Origin of the sequence: Lactiplantibacillus garii (genome assembly GCF_003885105.1) — a bacterium.
Taxonomy (GTDB): Bacteria; Bacillota; Bacilli; order Lactobacillales; family Lactobacillaceae; genus Lactiplantibacillus; species Lactiplantibacillus garii.
This window is the reverse complement of record NZ_QWZQ01000030.1, coordinates 1-14,659: the sequence shown is the minus strand read 5'-3', so window position 1 is coordinate 14,659 and position 14,659 is coordinate 1. Positions and strand designations below refer to the sequence as shown.

At 48.6% G+C, this 14,659-nt stretch carries 15 protein-coding genes; 4 read left to right on the top strand and 11 right to left on the bottom strand.

What is annotated here, in order from left to right; all coding sequences use genetic code 11:
* Positions 1 to 78 precede the first annotated feature (78 nt).
* From D1831_RS09250 to D1831_RS09240, 3 genes are read left to right on the top strand one after another with little or no spacing between them, the layout of a single operon-like run.
* The gene (locus tag D1831_RS09250) at positions 79 to 1,881 is read left to right on the top strand and encodes a M3 family oligoendopeptidase (RefSeq protein WP_125072656.1); all 1,803 of its coding nucleotides are present in this window, start codon (positions 79 to 81) and stop codon (positions 1,879 to 1,881) included.
* A gap of 17 nt (positions 1,882 to 1,898) precedes the next feature.
* A complete protein-coding gene (locus D1831_RS09245) occupies positions 1,899 to 2,315 on the top strand; it encodes a helix-turn-helix domain-containing protein (RefSeq protein ID WP_125072655.1) in 417 nt (138 codons plus the stop codon).
* 12 nt (positions 2,316 to 2,327) lie between these two features.
* Positions 2,328 to 3,179: an SAM-dependent methyltransferase gene (locus D1831_RS09240; protein ID WP_125072654.1), complete on the top strand. Its 852-nt coding sequence runs from the start codon at positions 2,328 to 2,330 to the stop codon at positions 3,177 to 3,179.
* A gap of 83 nt (positions 3,180 to 3,262) precedes the next feature.
* Here the strand turns inward: D1831_RS09240 and D1831_RS09235 are convergent, their stop codons facing one another.
* From D1831_RS09235 to D1831_RS09215, 5 genes are all read right to left on the bottom strand, one after another.
* Positions 3,263 to 3,784, bottom strand: a complete 522-nt coding sequence (locus D1831_RS09235) for a DapH/DapD/GlmU-related protein (RefSeq protein WP_179950319.1) — start codon at positions 3,782 to 3,784, stop codon at positions 3,263 to 3,265.
* A gap of 139 nt (positions 3,785 to 3,923) precedes the next feature.
* Complete coding sequence (locus tag D1831_RS09230; RefSeq protein WP_125072653.1) at positions 3,924 to 4,706, bottom strand: alpha/beta fold hydrolase; 783 nt, start codon at positions 4,704 to 4,706, stop codon at positions 3,924 to 3,926.
* Between the two features lie 123 nt (positions 4,707 to 4,829).
* The gene (locus D1831_RS09225; protein WP_125072652.1) at positions 4,830 to 5,150 is read right to left on the bottom strand and encodes a thioredoxin family protein; all 321 of its coding nucleotides are present in this window, start codon (positions 5,148 to 5,150) and stop codon (positions 4,830 to 4,832) included.
* Between the two features lie 68 nt (positions 5,151 to 5,218).
* On the bottom strand, positions 5,219 to 6,340 hold the full coding sequence (locus D1831_RS09220; RefSeq protein ID WP_125072651.1) for a PLP-dependent transferase: 1,122 nt from the start codon (positions 6,338 to 6,340) through the stop codon (positions 5,219 to 5,221).
* A gap of 384 nt (positions 6,341 to 6,724) precedes the next feature.
* Positions 6,725 to 7,411, bottom strand: a complete 687-nt coding sequence (locus tag D1831_RS09215) for a hypothetical protein (protein ID WP_125072650.1) — start codon at positions 7,409 to 7,411, stop codon at positions 6,725 to 6,727.
* Between the two features lie 200 nt (positions 7,412 to 7,611).
* Here D1831_RS09215 and D1831_RS09210 point away from each other — a divergent pair, with 200 nt between their 5' ends.
* A complete protein-coding gene (locus D1831_RS09210) occupies positions 7,612 to 8,055 on the top strand; it encodes a MerR family transcriptional regulator (RefSeq protein ID WP_125072649.1) in 444 nt (147 codons plus the stop codon).
* 134 nt (positions 8,056 to 8,189) lie between these two features.
* Here the strand turns inward: D1831_RS09210 and D1831_RS09205 are convergent, their stop codons facing one another.
* The 6 genes from D1831_RS09205 to D1831_RS09180 form a co-directional block, all read right to left on the bottom strand.
* Positions 8,190 to 8,504, bottom strand: coding sequence for a hypothetical protein (locus D1831_RS09205; protein ID WP_125072648.1), 315 nt, complete (start codon positions 8,502 to 8,504; stop codon positions 8,190 to 8,192).
* Between the two features lie 200 nt (positions 8,505 to 8,704).
* Positions 8,705 to 9,328 (bottom strand): hypothetical protein, encoded by a 624-nt coding sequence (locus D1831_RS09200; protein WP_125072647.1) that lies wholly within the window; start codon positions 9,326 to 9,328, stop codon positions 8,705 to 8,707.
* 494 nt (positions 9,329 to 9,822) lie between these two features.
* On the bottom strand, positions 9,823 to 10,272 hold the full coding sequence (locus D1831_RS09195) for a hypothetical protein (protein ID WP_125072646.1): 450 nt from the start codon (positions 10,270 to 10,272) through the stop codon (positions 9,823 to 9,825).
* Between the two features lie 12 nt (positions 10,273 to 10,284).
* A complete protein-coding gene (locus D1831_RS09190) occupies positions 10,285 to 10,668 on the bottom strand; it encodes a hypothetical protein (protein WP_179950318.1) in 384 nt (127 codons plus the stop codon).
* 13 nt (positions 10,669 to 10,681) lie between these two features.
* On the bottom strand, positions 10,682 to 11,695 hold the full coding sequence (locus D1831_RS09185; protein WP_125072644.1) for a lipoate--protein ligase: 1,014 nt from the start codon (positions 11,693 to 11,695) through the stop codon (positions 10,682 to 10,684).
* 505 nt (positions 11,696 to 12,200) lie between these two features.
* Positions 12,201 to 14,519: an SH3 domain-containing protein gene (locus D1831_RS09180; protein WP_225422842.1), complete on the bottom strand. Its 2,319-nt coding sequence runs from the start codon at positions 14,517 to 14,519 to the stop codon at positions 12,201 to 12,203.
* Between the last annotated feature and the right edge of the window lie 140 nt (positions 14,520 to 14,659).

Sequence of the window (14,659 nt, the reverse complement as noted above, 5' to 3'; positions counted from 1 at the left end):
TCGGTGAATTTTCGCCACACCACTAATAATAACGTTTATAATTAAAGATAACTAGACCAGATTGAAAGGAGTCTAAAGATGCACTATTCAGAAACTTGGGATTTAGATCACATTTTTCCCGGTGGCATCAACTCACCGAAACTAACTGCTAAAATCGCCAAAATCAAGCGACAACTCGCAGCGACCCAAACGACCTTAACAAACTGGCGGGTTACCGCCGACACGCCGGATTACGACTGGTTCACCCAGTTGGTCAATGACTTACAAGCCATTCAAGCCGGGCTCGCTCAGTGTGAGGTTTTCGTCGTAGCCGTCCAATCCGCCGACGCTGGCAACACCCAGGCCGGTACCGTTTTAAACCAGTTATACCAGTTAGATAACCAGCTGGACAACCTGCTAACCCGCTTTAAAAAAAGCCTCGTCAAATTGGACAATCAAACGTTTAAAACCATTTTAGCGCAACCAGCTTTAAAAGCAGTGGCTTTTAACCTCACCGAGATGCGTCACCAGGGGCGCGCCCTTCTTGATGACCAGACGGAGGATTTGATCAATAATTTAGCACTGGACGGGTTTCAAGGCTGGAGTGACCACTACGACACCCTCGTTAACCAGCTTAAAATTAAGTACACCGATGAAAATGGCCAAACTCACCAGCTCTCAGCGGGACAGGCTCAAAACACGTTGGCGGCCGCGATGCCTAACGCCCAACGGACCCAATTGATGGCTAACTGGGAAACGGCGTGGCAAGCACAGGCGGCACCGTTTGCCGACACCTTAAACCACCTGGCTGGTTTTCGCCTGACGAACTACCAGGCCCACGGAACGGACAACTTCTTACAAAAGCCGCTTGAACTTAACCGAATGAGCCAAGCCACCCTCGACACGATGTATAAGGTCGTTGCTGCCAATAAGGACCTGTTGCTCAGTTACTTAAAACGCAAGGCTGCTTTGCTTGGCAAAGATCACATCGACTGGCAGGACGTGGAAGCCCCACTCAACCTGGGTAGTCAGGCTCCTAGTCAAACGTACGACCAGGCCGCTGAATTTGTAATTGCTAACTTTAAGCGCTTCAGTCCTAAAATGGCCCACTTAGCCCAGTACGCGCTAGAACACCGTTGGGTCGAAGCTGAGAATCGCCCGAATAAACGTCCCGGCGGCTACATGGATAACTTACCGGAAACGCAGGAATCACGAATTTTTATGACCTTTACCGGCTCCCCCAACGACACCGCGACGTTGGCGCACGAACTGGGCCACGCCTTTCACGCCGACGTCATCAAAGACTTACCACTTTGGCGGCAGGATTACGCCATGAACGTCGCCGAAACGGCGTCCACCTTTGCCGAACTAATTGTTGCTGATGCCAGTGTCAAAGCTGCTAGTGATCCTAAAACTAAGTTACAGTTGTTAGACGGTAAAATGCAAAACCCGTTGGCCATGTTTTTGGATATCCGGGCCCGGTTCCTATTTGAAACGCGGTTCTACGAGGCTCGCCAACGGGGAATTGTTACCCCGGACGAATTATCCAGCTTAATGCTCAGCGCGCAAAAGGAAGCGTACGGGAACGCGTTGACAACATACCACCCAATGTTCTGGGCTAGCAAGCTCCATTTTTACATCGCCGACGTGCCGTTCTACAACTTCCCGTACACCTTTGGTTACCTGTTTAGTCTGGGAATTTACGCGCAGGCTAAACACCAACCAGATTTTGAAGACCGCTACGTTGCGTTGCTCCGGGATACCGCCAACATGACGACCGAGGAACTCGCACAAAAACACCTCGGAGTCGATTTAACCCAGCCCGCTTTTTGGCAGGCCGGCGTGGCCCTGATCAAACGGGATATTGATGAATTCATGGCGTTATCCGCGCCACTACTATAAGAAATGGAAGTGATCACATGTTTCCAGAACGTTTAAGAGCCCTGCGCCGGGGCCAAAAAATGACGTTGGCCGAACTAGCCACCGCCCTCAACGCCCAACCCGACGCCGACATTACGACCCGGAAAAATACGGCCGCCCAGATTGGTAACTGGGAACGCAACTTACGGACCCCTTCCTATTTGGAAGTCCGTAAACTTGCCGAATATTTTAACGTCACGACTGATTACCTTTCCGGCCGCGCCGACCAGGAAGAATACGACCTCGGCCGCATCTTTTTATCCGGCAAACCGCTGACCTTTAACGCCGAACAACTTTCTAGTGAAGACCGTTACGAACTGTTTCAATTGATGAATGGTTACCTCCACGGTCGGCAACAACGGGCCATTCCGAGTGCCAGCGGCCAAGAGGAACTCGACCTACACTTTGATGATTAGGAGCAACAATTAATGAATCCCAAGAAGTTAAAGCAACTCAAAAAGCGTGCCAAAAAGCGGGCGACACCGTCCTACATTGAACAGCTAACGCACTACCGGGAACTCTTTAAAAACGATCCTAAGATTCTCGTCATGATCAACAACGTGTTAGAAAGTGACCGGTTACTCGCCGCCGGGTTACCACCGCAACAGCTCCCCGTCCTGCAAGTTCCCGACAACTTCCAAGACGAATTGTTTGCTCGGATTAACCAAACTTATGCTATTGGCGATCCTGCTGGTGACGCAGAGTGGGACCAACTCTCCGCTGCCCTACCCAAAGTTGACCAGTTACTCCGCGATTTTCGGGACTACGTGGAGGAGCAGTACGGCATGTGGGCTTACATCAGCGCGCCGTTTTTAAAAGACTTAGCCGATTTCGTGGGAACCGCCCCGGTCTTGGAAGTCATGGCCGGTAACGGCTACGTTTCCAAGGGGCTCAAACGGCTCCACCCCCGGCAAACGGTCATTACAACTGATTCTAAGGCCTGGACCCACGAGACGGATAACCAAACCGGTCGTCAGCCCGTGACCACTATTGAGCAACTCGACGCCGTCAGTGCCTTTCAGAAGTACGCTGACCAAGTCAAGTTCGTCATCATGGCCTGGTCACCCGACAAACTAACGATTGACTGGGACCTCTTACAAGCTATCCGCGCTAGTACTTACGACGTGCCGTTAATTTGCATTGGTGAAAAATACGGCGCCACCGGTTCCAAGCAGTTTTGGGACCACGCCAATTATCAAACGGACGCGGCGGTTGAACGGTTGAACCGCCACTTCCGACCATTTGACTTAATTCACGATCAAGTCTACGTCATCCGTTAATAATTTAAACATGCTAAAACAGTGTGCAGTCTCGCCATTACCAGCCGATGACTGCACACTGTTTTTGTTAACATTCATGAATATTACGCCCCAATGGTCTTAATCACCTTAGCAGGTACACCGGCCACGACCGTGTTTGCGGGCACGTCCTTAGTCACAACCGCCCCCGCCCCAACGATCGCGTTCGCACCAACCGTAACTCCTGGTAAGATTAGGGCCTTGGCTCCAATCCACGCCCGGGGCCCGATGTAGATTGGTTTTAAGTCTAAGTCGTGCCGGTGAGCAGGATCCGCCTGATGATTCACCGTTAACAAACTGGCACCCGGTCCAATTAAGACGTCATCGGCTAAAGTAATCCCGCCTAAATCGGTAAACATGACGTTATGACTAACGTAGACGCGTTTCCCAATCGTTAAGTTTCCACCAAAGTCGGTATAAAACGGTAACCGAATTTCCACCGAAGCATCCAGGGTCTGCCCGGTAATTTGGCTCACTAACGTTCTGGTCGCCTCCACGTCATGAGGAGTATCATTCAATTCTTGAACCAGTCGCTGATTTCGAGTTGAAATTTTTTTGCGTTGTTCATCAAATTGTGGTGCTTGCACGTTGGTCAATCCCTTCTAGTTTCACGGCTAGTATACGGTGCTCCCGCTTACATGTAAAATGCTTATATTTCATAGCCAATGATAGGAATTTTACATATAAAAAAACGGCCATCCGCAACGCGGTGGTCGTTTCATTTAGTTACTGGATATTCTGCGTTAAAAAGCTGACCGCGGCTTCGTGCATCCGGTGTGGCACGTGATGCACCCCACCATCCGCGTGTTTAAAGATCGTCCTGGCCAACGCCGGATGATTTTTAAACCGGGTTTGAAAATCTTCAACGTACTTATACGGGACCATTTGATCCGCGGTACCGTTAAAGAAGAACATCGGCCGACCGTTCAACTGGTCAACGTGTTGCGACAAATCAAACTGGCTAATTTGCGCGTACGTTTTAGTTAGTAAGTCCGCCGGTAACTGTGCCATGAGTTCGGCCGGAATCTGAGCAACCTGATCCTTGGCGAAGGCCACGGGTTCCGGGGACCCAATCAGTGATACACCGGCTTGCACGTTGGACTGCGTCGCCATAATCCCGGCCGCCGTGATACCGCCCATGGAAGTCCCCATGACACCAACCTTATCGGCATCGGTAATTCCCGCGTTCACGAGCGCGGCGACCAGTTGCGGGAACTCGGCCACCGAATGGCCCACGATCGACCAGAAGTGTTCCGGGTGCCGGTCCAGATCCACCCCTTCGTTACGGCTGCCGTGTAAGTAAGCCGTCGGTAAAATCACCCGAAAGCCCTGCCGAACTAAATCATAACTTGCGACTAACTCGGACGAGGTCTGGGTAGTCCAACCATGGTAGTCGATAATCGTAGGAAGCTTCGTTTGCGCTTGACTCGCCGCAAACACGTGCAATACGGGTAAATCCGCAATTTTCGTGGTCCGAACGATCACGTCTTCAAATACATTGGTTGTCATCTTTATCACCGTTTCCCAAATTAATAATTAACAGTGTAGCAGACAATAACGTCAAAACCAATGATAAAGCGTTAATCGCGGGCTGCTTCGCCGCACAATTAACGCTTCTTTAAAGGTTTTAATTTATTTGTCTAACGTGTCTAAGAAATCTTCAACCTGTTTCTGAGTTTTACGGAACTTATCCACGTAACGGCCGATTTCTTGACCATCTTCAATACCGACAAAACTAGGAATACCCATGACACCCATATCTTGTGCGATTTCAATGTTGGCATCCCGGTCAACCGTAATCCAATCGTATTGGTCATACTTGGCTTCGATTTGGGGCATCACCGGTTTGATAAAGGCGCAATCTGGGCACCAATCCGCCGTGAAGAATAACATGTGCTTACCAGTTTTGATGCGGTCGCGGATTTCCGCGTCGCTTAAAGTTGCTGTTGCCATTTCAATGCCTCCAATTTATAAGTTAGTCTTAGTTTAACACATACTAAAAGTAAGTAAAGACTTTAGACTTACTTTTGTGCTTTTTCTAGGGCCTGTTCTAAATCAGCTTGTAAGTCGGCCGCGTTTTCAATTCCGACCGATAAACGCAGCAAGTTCGCCGTAATTCCCTTTTTCTGCCGTTCCGCTTCACTAAGATCGGCGTGGGTTTGGACGGCCGGAACGGTCACCAGACTTTCAACCCCACCCAAACTTTCAGCAAACGAAACGACCTTTAAGGCCCGTAGGAAGGTGTCCACGTCGCAGCCCTTCGCTAAATAAAAACTGATCATCCCACCACGCCCAGGATACAGGACCTTTTCAACGTGGGAGTTGGCGGTCAAACTTTTGACCAACGACTGAGCGTTGGCTTCGTGTTGGTGTAGCCGTAACGGCAGGGTTTTCAGGCTGCGTAACAATAGCCAGGCGTCGAACGGATCCAACACGGCCCCGGTCGTCACCAGGTTAAATTCCAATTTTTCGGCATCGTCTGAGTGTTTAGCCACCACCGCACCAGCTAAAATATCGTTATGCCCTGCCAAGTACTTCGTTGCCGAGTGAACAACTAAGTCGGCGCCCAAGTCGAGCGGTTTTTGAATCAGTGGCGTATAAAAGGTATTGTCCACAATCAGTTTGATTCCGTGTTGATGGGCCGTCTGCGCCGTTGTCCGTAAATCAATGACCTTCATCGTCGGGTTCGACGGCGTTTCCAACCACAACGCCACCGTCTGATCATCAATCAGCGCCGCTAACTCCGTCTGATCCTGACCACTCCACACGTCAAAATCCAAGTGGTAGTGGTCGTGTAACAGATCAAAGAACCGGTAGGAACCACCGTATAAATCGTCTGAAATAATAATCTTGTCACCACTATTAAAAAGGGTAAAAACCAACTGAATGGCGGCCATCCCCGATGACAACGCGTACGCGGCCACCCCGTGTTCCATCCGTGCCAACGTCTTTTCCAAGATACAGCGGGTCGGTTGGGCCTCACGCGGGTAGTCAAACCCGGTTGACTGTCCCAACCCAGCGTGGCGGTAGGCCGTCGATAAATAAATTGGCGCCGAAATTGCCCCGGTCTTCGCATCGTCGGTCCGGTTGCCCGCTTGTGCAAGCAACGTTTCAATATGTAAATCAGCATTAGTCGTTGTCATTTTACTCAACCTCTCTCAATTTATACCAGTGATTCGCTAATGAAAAGCCCGTTTTTACCCACAAAAAAAGCCCCCGTCCTTCATTGGGACGACGGTTTCGTGTTACCACCCAAGTTTAATCACGGGTCACCCCGTCAAACTCTCCGAGTTGTTTACCAACTCACTGGGGTATCGGCCAGGGCCGCCAGCGCAGCCAACCGACCGCCACCGGGCATTCCGAGTTCATCTTCACTAACGCTCCACCGACCGCTTCGCACTTAACACGGTTCCCTGAACAGCGGGTTGTTAGTTACTCTTCTCATCAACATGTGTTTTAATGATATTCTCATCATACTCTAACAATGAAAGTGTCGTCAAGCAAAAATTGGGCTTAATTTTTTCAACCTAACCATTCGCCCGTTCAAGCGCTGCCACACGAATCAATGTCCAGGCACTCCGCGTTTGTAATTGCGTCACCCGCACTTCACTTTGACTAAGTACCGCGGCATCATTAGCCAAGCACCACGCACGCGATGCTCCCCCCGCATGGCAAGTATCTAGCTGTCCAGTTTGCGCTAACAAGTAGTTCAAGAGATTCGCTAAGGGCTCCGACGTGGCGACTAATTGGTGGGGCGTAACGCCGGCCGTCATTAACCAACAGCGGGCTTGGTCAGCTAAGCCCCGTAACCGTAATTTAGTATCATCTTCGTACCCTTGTAGTCGATTAGCTTGAACCGTCAAACTTAACAAGGCTGCCGCCACGTTCAACAAGGGCTGGTGTTCCAACGCTGCCAAGTCCCCAACCAAGTACCAACGACTTCGTAACTGGTCAGAAACTGGTAACTGTCGCCGTTCCGCCACCCGTGCCATTTGATCCAGCAAACGCGAATAGGCCGTGTGCGCTAACCGTGCTTCCAACGCTGCCAGGGTCTGTTGAGGATAAATTTCACAAAAATCATCCACGGGGTCCCAAACCAACAAATCGTAGTCAGCACTATTTTGAAGCACCTTAACCGCCGTGGTCGGGTCCGTTTTCCACACACCTTGGGGGTCAAAATCCCGACCAGCTAACTGCACCGCGTATTGTAACACCACCACCGCCTCCTTAACTTGATGCTTCCAAGCTTAACACCTTACTGTTACTAGAAAGCAACTCAAAGCAACGACTAATGATAGTCTTGGTTAGAACAACTTTGTTTACAATTTAACGGCTTATGCTTAGACTAACTATAATGAATTAGTATTCTGAGCTGGTCGCCACCCAGTAACCAACTTTTGTAGGAGGATTTGATTTGGCATATACGATTCAAGAAGTCGCAAAAAAAATGAACGTTTCAACTTACAGCATTCGTTACTATCACGACCATGGCATGTTGCCATTCGTGAAACGTGATGAAAACAATAACCGGATTTTTGAAGATGTTGATTTGGAATGGCTGAATTTAATTATTTGTTTACGTTCAACGGGTATGCCGGTTGAACGGATTCAACACTACATTCAGCTTGTTCAGGAAGGTGAACATACCGTTCCCGAACGCTACGAGATGATGAAAGTCCAGCAACGGCGAACGTTAAACGAAATTAACGACTTACAAAACCACTTAAAAACCATTAACCATAAAGTTGACCACTACGCCGACGTCTTAATTAATCATAAAGTTGATAGTATCGTTCCTTCTAATATGGAAGAAGCGGTTAAACACGAAGTCTATCAGGAAAACCAACCGTCATCTTAAATAATGCTGAAAAACAAGGAGCGTAACTTACTCAAAATAAACTGAGTAAGTTACGCTCCTTAAATTTTGGCGCACTTTCTTTGTTTCTTTCAAAACCACCATCAAAAAGCGTTGCGCTTCATCGTGTCTCATGACTATAAGTGAATATATTTTAAAACCACCAAAAAGTAGGCCAAAACCACGGCACCCAACCCTAAGGTTTCCAGTAACGCGATCCACTGTCCCCCGGCCGTTCGTCCCCGGGGACCAAAGCAGAGGTAGGCCCCACCACACAAAACGGTGAGCGTGCCGAGGTCTAATCCCCAACTCTTATTGAACAGATAAACGAACGGCCCAATGATTCCAGCAATCAAGGCAACCCACCTGGCAATCACCAAGATTCGCCGACCGAGTAGGCGATCGTCCTCATCATAAATCTCACGTTTTACTTTTTTCTTCTCCGCTGCCACGTTTACGCACCTCAATTTCACGTCCAATTAAATTAACTATTCTAGTATGCCGGATTTACTTCCACATTTCAAGAAGGCGCTTACTCACAACAACTAAAAAGGGCGCCCCGTTTCCGTTCGGGGCGTCCCATTCCACTAAGCAAGGCTTAGTAGCTTTTACGACTTAATCGTAGTCCTTAAAGTTAACTCGAAGTCAAATTTTAATTAGTCGGGGTACTGCTAACAATCCGCCAAGTGCTTCCGTTGGCCAGTGACTGTTGTTCAAGGCTTCCCTGCGCGTTAACCCGGAAACGGCCCGCCAAGTGATTTGCTTCTGAATCACTGTTTTCGTATACATCCACGTAAACTAATCCGTGGCGTGAATACTGTTGAAACGCAAAGTCACTCTTAGTCACACTGGCCCCCTGGTACTGCCGATCAATTTGCGTCCAAACCCAGTTATCGAGTTGGGCCGCGGTCAACTGGCGTCCCGTCGTGGAGCTCGTTGTGCTCCCATCGGTAGACGGATGACTCGATGTGCCAGCCGTCGAGCTGGTCCCCGCGACCGTCGAACTCGATTGCCCGCTGTGACTTTCTTGCTGCTCAGTCGTGCCACTTGTGGACGATGATGCTGAACTGGTTCCCGACTGGGTCGCACTGACCGCTGCGGCGCGTTTCGCAACCGATTTTTTTGTCGTCTTGTGGCTGGTTTGTGCCGTCGCAATCGACGAACTCATCGCCGCTTGTGATGAACTAACCTGACTACTCTTAGGCCAAAGGTAAACGCCCCCACCAAAAATTGCGATTCCGGCAACAACTACGCCGCTTACTAACATCTTTTTCATAACTAATCAACTCCCCAAAAATTAATAGTTTTGATGCTAACTTAACAATACGCTACCTGTTGTCTTTTTACCATCAATTACCGGGATTAAACAAAATTTTAACAATTCATTCCTAAACACAAAAAAGCGTTCAGAAATTAATCTGAACGCTCATCACGGCACTGGTTAAACCAGCGGGGGTGACACTCCACAATGTCAGTGACCCAAGCACTCTGAAATACGTCAGAGAAACGTGCCCCGCTATCAATATTAGTCACTAGCCGCTCGCGCGGAACTTCCATTGCTGGAAATCTGACTCTATCGACTCATCGCAAGTACCACCCTATCATGATTACGTCACGATTGCAAGCACCTAATTAAAAGTCACCCTCCGGTTCGCACACGGCGTTCCGAACGGTGACTACTAGGCACAATGATTGGCTTGGCTCCAACATCATGACCCTATCATACCGAATCAATGTAAAGATACCATTGAAACTCTGTAAAGGTTTAATTTAGGCTTCCGCCTCGGTAATTTGGTTCAAACGTTCAATTTGTCCCGTTAACCAGGTAGTTAATAATTTTTCAGCACCGGCCTGATCCGCCAGCACGTCAGCAACGGTCCCCAGTTCATCAATCCGTAGTCCAGACGGTAACGCCTCTGATTCCGCGATCATGTAAACGTTGAGGGGCATCGTATCATCAGCGACCGTTACCTTGCCGATTTCCGTGAGGTTAGCTAGGGGTAAGTTAATGACACTCGTCTCCAGCCGAAAGCTAATGGCGGGCTCGTGCGTCGTCGTCAGAGTGGCCTGCGCTAGTTGATCAGCAGCGACGTTCTTTAAAAAAGCGGCTAACCACGGTTTGACCTGTTGATCAAGTTGGTCGTAAGCGCCGTTCACGGTCGTCGTGCTAATGTTTTCAGCGGTTACATCATCAATAAAAGTTTGTACGTTTCGTTGCATGCTATCCCTCGTTTAGTTATTTTTGTGTCGCCAGCGTGTTAGCAATATTAGGGTATAGAAGTTAACTCCTAATCCAACCACCCCAATGATTTCTAACAATAGTTTGATTTCCATCCCAGCCGTACTCTGATACCCGGACATTAACGCACTAATCATCCCTAGTGAGTAAATCACGATAACTAATCCGAGCACGTAAAATCCGAGCATCCGGTTCAAGTACAATGCTAAAATCCCCAGAAAATAGAGTACCAACGCAATCAAAAGTCCCTGCCACATCTGCGGTAAGGAAATTGTTTTAGCTTGCAAGTGAAAATGGCCGGTTGACATCATCCAATTGACGATACCGTAACAAAAAAAGGATACAAACGCAAATGCGACTAAGCGGGTCAGTTTCAACAAATCACTCCCATTATTGGGCAATTAGATCAATAATGTCCGTCCGTGGAATTCCGGTAAAGTACTGGTTCAAATCAAGGGTTGCCAGCTTTTCAGCAATCACGTCATGATCATACCGAATTCCGTTCAACGCCTGTTCAACGTCGTGGACGTCCCCACTACCAAAGAAATCGCCGTAAAATTTAACGTTTTGAATGTGGCCGTCATGCACTGATAACCGGGCGTCGATTGTTCCCATGTCAAAGTGTTTGCGACGCTTGACGGAAAATTCGGGTGACTTTCCGTAAACCCAATCCCAATTAGCATAATAGTCTTCGTAGATTTTATCAATAGCCTTTTGTTGTTCTGGCGTAACGTGGTATTCCTTGTCCGCAATTTCATCCAAAGAATCAACGTGGAAAAGTTCTTTTAGCAACGCGTCTTGAAATTCCGGAACCGTAATGTTCTGATACTCAGGTGCTAAGAATGGTCGCAAGTTTGTGACCCGACTCCGAACAGACTTGATTCCCTTGGAGGCAATCTTGTCGGTTGGGACCGTGAGCGCTTGGGGTACCACGTTTAAGTCCACGTTCAACATCAACGTCCCGTGGGAAAAAGTCTTGCCATTCCGTGAATACATCGCGTTACCTGAGAATTTTTTCCCGTCAACTAACAGGTCGTTACGGCCACTAACCGTTGCAGTCGTAGCTCCCATATCGTGTAACGCATCAATAATGGGTTGTGTGAACGTCTTAAAGTCGCCAAATTCCTGACTATCACTATCCACCACAAAACTAAAGCAAAGGTTCCCAAGATCTTGGTAAACCGCCCCACCACCAGATAACCGCCGGGTCACCGTGATGTGGTGTTCACGCACGTAATCAGCGTTAATTTCTTCCAGCGTATTTTGGTTTCGACCGACAATGATGCATGGTTCTTCGTAATAAAACAAAACTAACGGTTCATCAAAATCCACATTATTCATCAAATACTGTTCGGTGGCTAAATTACGGCCAATTTCATGATCTTTCATTGCAACGTAATACATGACAGACTCAGCTCCTCAGCTTTAGGTTAACTTAATCATACAACAAGGAATAAAAAAGGACCCACAATGTGAGCCCCGTTTTGGAAGAACCGTTAAAAATTTCGTGTGGAATTCTTCATTCCTCAAACACCATTGATCCACAATCCACATCCATGAACGTTCTGATTGGCGGCAACCCGTTCTCCGTGGATAATTCGTGCCATCAATAGATGGAGTTTGGCCAGCCAGTTATCCGAAATTAGCGGAAACGCTGTATACTGCACTAGCTATCACTTGACGGGTTTGTTACAACAATTGGGTAACGATTGATACTGACCTGGGATTCTTCCGATAAACCCAATATAGCACACAATGTAAGCGATTGCAATAAGGGCAAAAAAACAACCCGGTCAGCTAAACCAACCAGGTTGCCTGAAATTAATGGCGGTCGTAATCGCCATCACTTACTACTATTATTATAAAACCAATTTAATTAAGCCGCAATCAAACTGCTCAGTGGCAATCATTAGTGAACGACGGCGACGTAATGGATGGCACCACTGCGACTGAGATAACGTAACCACGTATAACCTTCGGCCCGAACGGTCGCATCGTAGTAAACAACGTCACCTGGATAGTATTCCCCAACAACCGCTGAGCGGGTCGTTGGTGCCGTTCGAATGTTAGTCGTCGTGGTGAACCGGAAACTGCCGCGTTGCGGCGTAACCGCACTTGGAGTTGGTACTCCGTTACTAATTTCAACGTAGTGGCTAGCACCCGAATAGGACTGGTATCGTAACCAAGTCTGGCCGTTAACACTAACCTTGGCGTTGTAATAGACGGTGTTACCAGCATAGTACGTCCCAACCGTTGCAGCGTTGCGGTCAGCAGCCGTCTTAATGGCCGTTGTCTTGGTAAAGCGGTAGGCGCCGGTTGCCGGCGTGATCACCGCTTGGTTAACGTTTGGATTAACGTTACCACCAGCGTTAATTTGAACGTAGTGGGTCGCACCCGAATAGGACTGGTACCGTAACCAAGTCTGGTTGCCAACCGTTACCTTAGCGTTGTAGTTCACACGTTCACCGGCATTGTACGTTCCAACCGTCGCCGCATTAGTATCCGCAGCCGTCTTAATGGCCGTCGTCTGGGTGAATTGATAGGACCCGGAAACGGATTCGATGTGCGGCTTCGGTGCAGCCACAACCACGTCACCACTAGTGGCAACGTAATGGGTCGCACCTGAATAGGCCACGTATCGTAACCAAGTCAAACCGTCCGCTTGCACCGTGCCATTATAATGCACGGTCTGACCCTTATCATAACTACCAACAATGGCCGTACTCTTAGAAGCACCGTTACGAATATTGGTATTTTCAGTAAAGGTGTACGAACCAGCACTTGGCAATTGATTGTTAGGTGTAGAAGGTGCTGGTGTTGATGGTGCCGGCGCAACTGGTTGTGCTTCGGCAATCATGACGTAGTGGTTGGCACCCGAGTATGACAAGTACTGTAACCACGTCTGACCATTGTTTTCAATCTTGGCGTTATAGTAGACGGATTCACCAGTTTCGTAAGTCCCAACGACGGCAGAAGCAGTGTTTGCCGCCATATGAATACTCGTTGGCTTAGTAAAGGTATAACGGCCGCTTTCAGGCACGTATCCACCTTGAACTTGATTACTAATGGCTTCAAGGTCCCAAAGATGCAGGCTATTACTCTGAATAATACTAATCAATAAACTAGCATAGTTAGGTGCCGTTGCGTAGCCATCTTGTTGCATCAACGTAGCCACCCGCCGGTAATCAGTTACTCCCAATAAATTACGGTAACGTGAGTTTTGAACTAGAAACGCACCGTGGTCTTCAACACTGGCCGACCAGTTCGGATATTTCCGAAACGCCGCGTTAATTGTGATGTACTGGTGACCGTTCCATTCTTGCGTTGGAAAGTAGATTGATTGACCTTGATAACTGCCCTTAATACCAAACAAGTTATTCCCGACTTGGGCTAACTGTGACTTACCCCAACCACTTTCCAAAATGGCTTGGGCAGCAGTTACGGAAGGTAATACTTGATATTTCTGCCAGCCTGAAAGCGCGCCAGCTTTAATTTCATCTAAAAAATGCTGTTGAGAGCTGACCCGGTTATCACCCGCATACGGACTAACTTCATAGTAACCAGGGCCCAACGCACTCAACGGTTGTGCAGCCACCTGATCAGCCGCGGCGGAAGTCACCGGACTAGTCGGTGCCGTGGACGCCACGGTCGCACTTGAAGCTGGTGCTAGCGATGTTGCGGCACTCGTTACTGGCGCGGCCACCGAACCAGCACTAGCGACATTGCTTTCCGTGGCCGTAGCACTATTAGCGTTAGCCGTACTGGTTTGAGCACTGGTCGCACTGGCTGCCTGACTCGCAGTAGCACTCTCAGGAGTCACGCCGCTAAGACTAGTGGCGACGGCACTCTTAAGCTGGTCGCTACTACTATTAGCAACGCTGCTCGTTTCCGAACTGCTACTCGTAACGCTGCTTGCCGGTGCCGTGCTGGTCGCACTCGTCGCACTGATTGAACTGGTGCTAGTCTGACTAGTAACGGTTTGACTGGAACTAGCCGCCGCACTGCTTTGACTAACCTGCAAACTCTTCGCGGACGTCGCCGTCGCACTTGTTGCGGAGGTCGTCTCAGAAGCCGCGGATACACTACTTGTTGAACTGGTTGCACTCGTTGGTTGCTGAACCGTTTCTTGTTTAGTCGACGGTGTTGGTGTGGTGTCCGCTTTCCCACTAACCATTGGCAATAGCGCGGTACTCAACATTAACGAAGCAACAATCTTAGTCATTCCCATTTTCAATTATAAGTCCCCAAACTTTCTGTAAAATCTGACTTGTCTAACAACAATTAATTTCAAAACCTAAACCTGTAAACCTTTAATACAACCCCTCAATACAAGGCTATGGTAACATTACCGTTCACCATCTTCAAACC

Excerpts from the sequence above, each read along its gene's own strand:
- D1831_RS09200 (WP_125072647.1), bottom strand. The coding sequence starts at position 9,328 with ATGAAAAAGATGTTAGTAAGCGGCGTAGTTGTTGCCGGAATCGCAATT.
- D1831_RS09195 (WP_125072646.1), bottom strand. The coding sequence starts at position 10,272 with ATGCAACGAAACGTACAAACTTTTATTGATGATGTAACCGCTGAAAAC.
- D1831_RS09180 (WP_225422842.1), bottom strand. The coding sequence starts at position 14,519 with ATGGGAATGACTAAGATTGTTGCTTCGTTAATGTTGAGTACCGCGCTA.
- D1831_RS09220 (WP_125072651.1), bottom strand. The coding sequence starts at position 6,340 with ATGACAACGACTAATGCTGATTTACATATTGAAACGTTGCTTGCACAA.
- D1831_RS09230 (WP_125072653.1), bottom strand. The coding sequence starts at position 4,706 with ATGACAACCAATGTATTTGAAGACGTGATCGTTCGGACCACGAAAATT.
- D1831_RS09245 (WP_125072655.1), top strand. The coding sequence starts at position 1,899 with ATGTTTCCAGAACGTTTAAGAGCCCTGCGCCGGGGCCAAAAAATGACG.
- D1831_RS09240 (WP_125072654.1), top strand. The coding sequence starts at position 2,328 with ATGAATCCCAAGAAGTTAAAGCAACTCAAAAAGCGTGCCAAAAAGCGG.
- D1831_RS09225 (WP_125072652.1), bottom strand. The coding sequence starts at position 5,150 with ATGGCAACAGCAACTTTAAGCGACGCGGAAATCCGCGACCGCATCAAA.
- D1831_RS09185 (WP_125072644.1), bottom strand. The coding sequence starts at position 11,695 with ATGTATTACGTTGCAATGAAAGATCATGAAATTGGCCGTAATTTAGCC.
- D1831_RS09250 (WP_125072656.1), top strand. The coding sequence starts at position 79 with ATGCACTATTCAGAAACTTGGGATTTAGATCACATTTTTCCCGGTGGC.